Origin of the sequence: Rubripirellula obstinata, assembly GCF_001642955.1 — a bacterium.
GTDB lineage: Bacteria > Planctomycetota > Planctomycetia > Pirellulales > Pirellulaceae > Rubripirellula > Rubripirellula obstinata.
This window is the reverse complement of sequence record NZ_LWSK01000065.1, coordinates 25520-33253: the sequence shown is the minus strand read 5'-3', so window position 1 is coordinate 33253 and position 7734 is coordinate 25520. Positions and strand designations below refer to the sequence as shown.

General features: G+C 54.2%; 7 protein-coding genes. 1 reads left to right on the top strand and 6 read right to left on the bottom strand.

Going from position 1 to position 7734, the window contains the following annotated elements; all coding sequences use genetic code 11:
* Nucleotides 1-237: 237 nt before the first annotated feature.
* The 6 genes from RC85_RS16050 to RC85_RS16025 form a co-directional block, all read right to left on the bottom strand.
* Entirely contained in the window at nt 238-1257 is a 1020-nt protein-coding gene (locus RC85_RS16050) for an AAA family ATPase (RefSeq protein ID WP_068264638.1), read from the bottom strand.
* 131 nt (nt 1258-1388) lie between these two features.
* Nucleotides 1389-2693, bottom strand: coding sequence for a hypothetical protein (locus RC85_RS16045; RefSeq protein ID WP_149752651.1), 1305 nt, complete (start codon nt 2691-2693; stop codon nt 1389-1391).
* Entirely contained in the window at nt 2690-3529 is an 840-nt protein-coding gene (locus RC85_RS16040) for a DUF4129 domain-containing protein (RefSeq protein WP_068264634.1), read from the bottom strand. Before RC85_RS16040 ends, RC85_RS16045 begins: the two co-directional genes overlap by 4 nt.
* Nucleotides 3526-4464: a hypothetical protein gene (locus RC85_RS16035; RefSeq protein ID WP_068264632.1), complete on the bottom strand. Its 939-nt coding sequence runs from the start codon at nt 4462-4464 to the stop codon at nt 3526-3528. The genes RC85_RS16040 and RC85_RS16035 overlap by 4 nt, the downstream gene beginning before the upstream one ends.
* A complete protein-coding gene (locus RC85_RS16030; RefSeq protein ID WP_068264630.1) occupies nt 4454-5542 on the bottom strand; it encodes a stage II sporulation protein M in 1089 nt (362 codons plus the stop codon). The genes RC85_RS16035 and RC85_RS16030 overlap by 11 nt, the downstream gene beginning before the upstream one ends.
* Complete coding sequence (locus RC85_RS16025; RefSeq protein WP_068264628.1) at nt 5539-6477, bottom strand: RDD family protein; 939 nt, start codon at nt 6475-6477, stop codon at nt 5539-5541. Before RC85_RS16025 ends, RC85_RS16030 begins: the two co-directional genes overlap by 4 nt.
* A 202-nt stretch (nt 6478-6679) precedes the next feature.
* Here RC85_RS16025 and RC85_RS16020 point away from each other — a divergent pair, with 202 nt between their 5' ends.
* Nucleotides 6680-7672, top strand: coding sequence for a Gfo/Idh/MocA family protein (locus RC85_RS16020; protein ID WP_068264626.1), 993 nt, complete (start codon nt 6680-6682; stop codon nt 7670-7672).
* Nucleotides 7673-7734: the final 62 nt, after the last annotated feature.

Sequence of the window (7734 nt, the reverse complement as noted above, 5' to 3'; positions counted from 1 at the left end):
CGGCTTGGTGGCTACATCGATCGAGCTCGTGATGATGAACCAGGTCCCGACACAACCATGCGAGGAATGGAACGCCTACATGATATCAGTGCGTGCTGGATTAGTTTCGGCCCAAAATCCCAGCCGTCGGTGACATAAGATTTGTGTATAACAACGAGGGCTGCGCCACCGGCAGAGGGCTTCCGTCCCTCCGGGGCTACTCGGGAACATTCCGATCGCACAACGATCAAAAAAGGCTCACTGCCGGGGCACTTCAATTCCTCGGACAAGCGACAGCAACTCCTCATCGACGGAACGGCCTTCGATCTCTGCCTCAGCGGTCATCTGAACTCGGTGACGCAGAGCTGGGATTGCGATTTCGACCACGTCATCTGGCACCGCAAAATCACGGCCGTTGAAAGCTGCCAGTGTTCGGGATGCTTGCATCAACGCCAGGCCTGCTCGCGGCGATGCCCCCAAATGAAACGCTGGCCAACTGCGCGTCGCACGAACAATTTTGTTGATGTAATCCACCAAGCTATCTTCGATTCGGACCTCACCACACAGCTTGATCACCTCTTCGACTTGCCCTGGTCCGGTAACCGTCTGGACCTCTTCGGACAACCGTTTGTTCAAATCAACTTGGCGACTGTGCATCTTCAGGATTTCAGCTTCCTGGTCGGCCGTCGGATAGTCGACCCGCAACTTGAACATGAACCGATCCAGTTGTGCTTCCGGCAAATTGTAGGTGCCTTCGCTTTCCAACGGATTCTGCGTCGCCATCACCAAGAACGGCTTGGGAACCTTGTGGCTGGTTCCATCCACCGTGACTCGGTATTCCTGCATGATCTCCAGCAGCGCCGCATGCGTCTTTGCGGGCGAGCGGTTGATTTCGTCGGCGAGCAGAAACTGAGTGAACACCGGCCCGGGCCGAAATTGAAACTCACTTTTCTGCATGTCAAACACCGGTGCACCAGTAATGTCTGATGGCATCAAGTCGGCAGTAAATTGAATACGACCATTCTCGCATCCCAACACGCGGCCCAGCGTTCGAACGAACAACGTCTTCCCAAGCCCAGGAACAGACTCAATCAACACATGTCCACCCGCGAAAAGTGCGGTCAGCGAACCGAGCACCAATTCGTCTTGGCCGACAAAGAGCTTGCCGATTTCAGACGTGATCGCGTCATATAACTTCCGAACAGGTTCAAACTTGCTTGAAGATTCAGTTGTGGCTGAATCAATAGGTGGTGTCGAATCAGGTGGTAGATTACTCAACGGATTAAATTCTCGTTCGCTAAGAGTTCAGTTTGGACGAAGTATCTTTTTAATCGATATTTGAATGTGTAAGGTAAGACGCTGGTGCGGTAGGTGCGGTAGGCCCGGCCGCTTACGCGTCGCGGCTCACTTTAATCGACAGGTCGATGGGTGGGCGGGTGAATCGTATGGGTTTCGTGCTCGTTGGTATCAGGCTGCACCCAGGGGCCTGAACTTTCGCCGCGAACGCGTTTGAAGTACTCGCTAATTCGCTGCCTGGCGAATGCTTCGCCACCCACTTTGTTCATCAGAGCCGCGACCGCATCCAGGTGGTCGCCAAAGTCGCTGTGATCAACTCTTCGCAGTTTTCGGGGGCGGCCAAAGATTGGTAACAGCGTTAGGCAAACGACTAAGCAAAGCAAGACGCCGTGGATGGTCACCAAGCTGATCGGCCACACGGTCAGTAACTCCATTCCCGAAGCGACGGGTGCGCCCGGTTCGCGCTGGCTGACCGAGACGCCGCTCCAATTCGTGGTCAAGAATCCAGCTTTCGGCAATTCCGAAACACTGTCATTGGCTTCTTCGACGGCGATCGCGTTGGAACCCGCGATAATTTGGTCCGCTAGTTCACGGCCAGCCAAACGGGTCATCGCAAAATTCGTCAGCAACGATCCACCGGCAACCACCACGACTTGCGATTGATCCCACCGATCGCTTTGAATCGTTGCAACAATCGTTTCGCCCTTGGCATTGTTGAGCTCGGCATCAAAATCAACGTCGGTATCGGATGCATTGGTGGTCGCTGGCATCATGCCGACTGAATTGGGGCCAGTCGCTCCCGCTGCACCAAATCCGGGCACCGCGTTGGCCTTCACACCAGTCGGATTGGCACTTGCTTTCGGTTTTTGATAGGCCGTCAACTTCAATTCAGTATCGATGCTACCACCGTCGCTGGCTGACACAACTTGGCTGATCGAGGGCGAAACAACAAACCATCCATTGCTCGGAATCGATCGACGATTCAAACGCCATGCCGATCGCTGATTGGTTGCCCGTGCGGCACGCTTGCGATATTCCAGTCGTTGGCCAGCCGGAGCCAACCGTGACGCTTCACGCCAATAATCAACTTCGCTTCCGCTATCAGGAATCACATAAACCAGCGTTCGGTTTCCTTTTTGCAGCCAACTTTCAAACCAGCGAGTCACATCGGCAGGAATGGGGCCATACTCCTGCGGCGTCCAAACAATCACGTCGCTTCGACCAACACGATCGGTCAGCCGCGTGACATCGCGAGTTTCAAAACCAGCCGACTTGAAAGCACGCCGTAGACCACCAAAGCCATTCAAGCTCTGACGCCCCGAAATTCCTTTGCTGTTTCCATACTCACGCGTAAACCGACTGCATCCGGCAACCCAAGTCAGCGACAACGCGAGCACGACTACACACACCTTTCTCACGCTGCCACCTCTGGTTTTGTATCGATGGCATTTTCCAATTGCTCGTTATTTTCCCACAAACGATTGAACTCTTCCGCCGTAATTTCATGTCGGCCAAAGTAAGAACGCTCGAACGCCTGCACCGTTTTCGCAAGATGTTCACAGCATGGTGGGCTCGCTGATCGACATTCTCGCAAGTAGCCACGATTGGTTTTCCCGCGATTCAACCGCAAGTGCGCCTTTCGATCCAGCAACAAAAGCTGATGACCAAACAGCAAGATAATGGCTTGGTCAAAAAGCCCGGCCTTCATCAAACGCTCCGCTTCACTTCGTAGGTTTACTCCGGTTTGTCGCAGTTCAGCAGGCAAATGCTTCATCCGCTCGACCGTTTGTTCGTCCAAGGTCTGGGTTACCAAATTTCCGGATCGTTTAGATCCTCCCGTCATTTCAATCTCGGCCTTGCTCAGTGCCCACATGATTGTCCCCACGCCCAAGACCAACAGAACGACCAAAAAAAGCCAACCCAACAGATTCCCAAGCGTCAGCCCCGATCCAAACAGCCCGCCGGCACCGCCCGCGCCACCACCGCCGCCAGTGGGTGCCGAACTGTCTGGCTTACGAACTTTCTCTGGCTTAGGCAACCAGCGGCTATCGCGATTCAACGAATCATCAACGCTAGGCTGCAAAACGATCGGCTTAATCTTGCCTTCGTCTGCGTCGTACCAAATCGAGTCCTCCACGACCACATTTTCAGCCAGTGAAGCGTCGTCAGCTCGGCCTAACGAGGCAAAAAGCGAAACCGAAAAAAACGCAATGCACAGAACCGCTGCAACGACGCGAGATGCAAACGCAATCATGATGCTGCCTCCGTCGCCACGGCCAGCGGCTCTTCACCAAATTGACGCATCGCTTCGGCGCGAACAGCAAGCTCGACCTCCCAGCCCTCCAGTCGGATTCGGCAATCCAAGTAGTTCAAGATCCGAACCATCACACTGATCCCCGCAACGCACCAAAGTGAAAACGGATAAATCACCAACAACACAAACAGATTCATCACATCCCAGCGTCCAAATGAAATACCACGCGCCCAAAGCAGCGAATATCCAATCGAAAACAACAAGATCACCAACACGCAGGAGACCGAAATGAACCGTCCTGATAAGTCGCCCGCCATCGGACCGTGCAACGATTTTGATCGGCGTGACGCCGTGATCACGTCTGGGGACTTTGACCGAATCGGACACTGTTCCAACAACAGAATCTCGGGCATGAACGGGCTAGACGCTCGCACCAACGAAACCCAAAGCAAAATCACTAGCGGAACGAACGCATCCCAAAATCCGCTTGCAGGCTGCCCCCAACGGCACGCCAGAAAAATGACAGGCGGTAAAGCGAACCGGACGATTCCCAATTTCCAAAACCATCGCTTAAATCCACGCTTGGCTTCGGTGCGAACGCTCGCCCAAGTTGGTCGCTGTTCAAACACCGCCAACCCCAAATAAAGAGTCGAAAGCACACCGGCCACGGGTGCCTGCAACATGACCAGCAATCCCATCCAAGCAAGGTAACGAATGATCTCCCAAACGGCTTCTTCGTCATCAAGCCCATAGGAAGACTCCGTTATTGGAATCCACGCCAACACCAACAAATCCAATAGTGCCCAGAACACAGCGCCCGTGGCAAAGCCAACCAAAATCGCAGCGGGGTAACGACGAACCATGATCAGCGCAAGATCACCAATCTCGGCCATCGTCCGCAATCGAACCTTCACGTGAGTTTGATCAAGCTGCATCGTTTGGACCTCCGCTGCCCGTCAACTCCGGCGGATCCTCAAAACCAAACGGACTTGGCTGGCCGTCGTTTGCAGTTGGTGTTCGAGTGAACGCGTCGCGTGGAAACCCGAGCACGACAAAGTAGAAACTGATCAGCCCCGACGACAAAACTGCCCAAGCCGCTTTGACGATGTAAGGTGCCGGACTTGGCGAAAGAAACCCTTCGGTGAAGGCTGCCATGCAGAACAATGCCGCCGACGCCGCCATGATCGGAACCGCCCGCATCGCACTCTCGCGCAGCGATTCCATTCGCATCAGTCCGCAGGTACGAAAGAATCCAACGCCCAACCGAAGTCCCGCGCCACCGGCAAGCGCGATCGCGGTCAATTCAAATGGCCCGTGTGCCGTCACAAAATGAAAGAAGTTGTCACCGCCAACGGCATCAGGTCGAGCCATGTAGCCAAACGCTGCGCCCAAATAGATCGCATTAAACGACAGCACGTACAGGCAAGGCAAAATCAAAAGTCCAAAAACAAAACAACGCAGCCCAATGCCCGTGTTGTGCATGATGTAAAAACCAGCCATCGGCACGTAGTGATTCAGCGAACCACTTAGCGGTTGCTCAAACGATTCCTCCATCTGTTCGATTCCGGCTGAACCAATGATCGCTTCCACAAAACCAGGAAACAAAACATCGTTGCGTCCCATGTACATCGCCAACGCAAAGAGTCCAAAGAAAACGATCGACGCAATCTTGACGCAGGGGTCCGCAAAAATCTGTTGCGGCGCATCGTAGAACATCATGTCCACCCACCGCGCCGGTTCAAATCGATTGGCTCGATACAATTGGTTGTGCGAACGAGCAATCAATCGGTGCAAATAAGTCACCGTTGCCGGCGGTAATTGGTAGGCATCCGCCAGAGCCAGGTCGGCGCAGGCACTGCGATACAAAGCCGAAAACCTTGCGATCCCCTGCGATCCTTGATAGTTGGCCGCCATCGACGCAGAAACCTTGCCCCGCTTTTCCAAAGCATCGCAAAACAATTCTAACTCGGCCCATTGGTCGCGGCGATTTTCAAGCAGTGCAGCAACGTTCACTCGACGACTCCTGCGATCGGAATTTCAGCGTCGGTTGCTTCGTCAACCATGACTTCAGCAACGCTAGAACGCAGCGGACTGTATCCCGCCAACGATCCAAGATCGGGTAACTCGGCGGACGATTCGGCAAGGAACGTTTTGTAATAGAGTGCATACATCAGCAAGTCTGGATCAATGTCGCTGCGAAATTCAAAACGGTCGATCAGCGGGATGATCAAATGTCTGGCCACTTCGCGACGTCTCGCGGGCGTTAGGTAATGACGTCGTTCAGCGTAAACGGCCAGCGTTCGTGCCATGCTTCGCGAAATTCGGTAATCCGCTGGGATGAACGATGCCAATGCTGGGACTCGGGCGTCATCGACCTTCGCCACTGGCAACCGCCAACTCCGTTGGTCAATGATCACCATCGTACCGGCTGCCAAATCGCCAAGTCGTTGCAAGCGCTTGGTCGACATCATCGCAATCAATCCGACCAGCCCCGTGGGAATAATAAAAACCGGTGGGATATCAGAATCGACAAAAATCCCCGGTGCGGCCATCGGAAAAAGATCAACGATCCGCAACAGGTTTCGCACGAACGCTCGCCGGCCGTTGATTGGACGACCATCGACATCAATGACTCGGATGCCGCACGCCCATTTTCCAATCGTCCGGCCGTTGAAAAAAGTTTCCATCACCGTGCCGTAAAACCAGCTAATGACGAAGTACGTCAAAAACATTCCAGCGATCACAAACGGCCCTAGCGTTTGAATGTTAATCAACAGACCGATGAAGAACGCCAAAACGACTAAGATCACGATCGCGGCCCAGCGAACCAGCAAATCGATCAGATAAGCCGGCATCCGCCGAAACGGTCCTGCTAACTGATAATCGAAAGCGATATTTTCAGGCGTCACCACTGCGATCGTCGTATCGAGTGGCGAATGGCTTGGCATACGTTCGAGCGGAGTGAACCGGAAAGAATTGGCGAGCGGAGTAAGCAGGCGGAATTAGCTGGCGGGCCATGCTCACAAAACTGTGCTCACATAACTGTGCTCACAAAACAGCGGTAGCGAACTTGTCCCCTGCACGCCATTATCAGGGCTCGGGTACCTTTCGTGCAACTACGGCAATGCGGCAACGCCAGGGAAATCTATCATGACAAAAACGACCACTCGATTCGGAATCATCGGCACCGGTCGTATTACTCGCCGGTTGGTCGCCGACCTACAATCCACGGATCACGTCGCAGTCACCGCGATCGCCAGCCGTGACGCCGAACGGGCACGTTGGTACGCGGACCAATACGGAATCGAAAACGCGGTCAACGGCTACGACCAACTGCTCGCCCGCGACGATGTCGATGCAGTCTACGTGTCGCTGCCCCCGTCGATGCATGCGGAATGGTCGATCGCGGCAGCCGAATCAGGCAGACATGTTCTGTGCGAAAAACCGCTCGCGATGAATCTGGAACAGGCCAAGCAGATTGACACGGCCTGTCGCACTCATCAAGTTCGCTGGCTAGACGCGACCGGTTGGCTGCACCACGAACGCAGCCGTGCTTTTGAAGTTTGGTTGCTCGAGCAAAAATTTGGGAAAATTGGTCACATCAGTGCTTCGGTTTCCTTTTACGAACCGTTTCAATCGGGCGACCATCGACTTGATCGGTCGCTCGGTGGAGGCTGCTTGCTGGATTTGGCTTGGTACGCGGGCGGACTGATTGTCTTTGCAAGTATCGACGACTTGCCAATTTCAGTCCAAGCAACCGCCGTGATGCGTGGCGATGTGCCGATTCGCGTCACCGCTTTGATTAAGCTAAGCGACGATATTTCCGCCACACTTTCCTGCGGTTACGACACCGCGACACGAAAATGGTTTGAAATTGCCGGCAGCAAATCATCGCTCATCTGTGACGACTTCACTCGCCCCTGGACCGAACGCCCCACCCGTTGCTGGATCCACGATTCGACTGGATCAGTAGAATCTCATACCTTCGAAGGCAACCAGGAACGCAACATGATCGAGCGTTTGATTGGCGATGAAGACCTGACTCCGCTGCATCAGCAAGCTTTGCAAACGCAGGCTTTGTTAGACGCGATCGATCGGTCGTTGCAGCAAGGCGGTCAAAGCGTCGAAGTTGAGGGGGTTTGATTGCTGATTGGGACCGGCCCAAATTCCGGCAAGTCGGACCTGCCCGTAGCTGATCCCGCCAG

Bases quoted from the DNA above. Each gene is read 5' to 3' on its own strand.
- RC85_RS16040 (WP_068264634.1), bottom strand. From the start codon at position 3,529: ATGATTGCGTTTGCATCTCGCGTCGTTGCAGCGGTTCTGTGCATTGCG.
- RC85_RS16035 (WP_068264632.1), bottom strand. From the start codon at position 4,464: ATGCAGCTTGATCAAACTCACGTGAAGGTTCGATTGCGGACGATGGCC.
- RC85_RS16025 (WP_068264628.1), bottom strand. From the start codon at position 6,477: ATGCCAAGCCATTCGCCACTCGATACGACGATCGCAGTGGTGACGCCT.
- RC85_RS16020 (WP_068264626.1), top strand. From the start codon at position 6,680: ATGACAAAAACGACCACTCGATTCGGAATCATCGGCACCGGTCGTATT.